This is a genomic window from Bradyrhizobium sp. BRP19, from assembly GCF_020194195.1.
GTDB lineage: Bacteria > Pseudomonadota > Alphaproteobacteria > Rhizobiales > Xanthobacteraceae > Bradyrhizobium > Bradyrhizobium yuanmingense.
On record NZ_JADYVZ010000206.1, the window covers coordinates 1 to 405 of the forward strand.

Here is a 405-nt window from a genome sequence, read left to right on the forward strand (position 1 = left end):
CCTGGCATGGCCGAGAAGGACCTGGATCACCCTGACGTCGGTGTTTGCTTCCAAAAGGTGGGTGGCAAAGCTGTGCCGCAATGTGTGCAGCGTCGCCGGCCTGGTGATCCCCGCCATATGCTTGGCCGACATGAACGCGCGGCGGAGCTGCCGCGGCGAGATCGGGTTGATCTTCGGCTTGCCGGGGAACAGCCATCCCTGCGGCCGCGCTTCACGCCAATAGTCGCGCAAGAGCTCCCGCAGGCCCGGCGACAGCATCACCTTGCGGTCCTTCTGCCCCTTGCCCTGTTCGACATGGATCAGCATCCGGTCGCTGTCGATGTCGCTGATCTTGACGTTGCAGACCTCGGAGCCGCGCAGTCCGGCGCCATAGGAGATGCTGAGCGCCGCGCGATACTTCTGGCC

The 405-nt window shown here is 64.7% G+C and carries 1 protein-coding gene; it reads right to left on the minus strand.

Annotated elements, in window-relative coordinates; all coding sequences use genetic code 11:
- Positions 1-405 (minus strand): tyrosine-type recombinase/integrase (locus tag I6F36_RS39210; protein WP_225173319.1); only part of this gene is annotated, 405 nt, incomplete at both ends.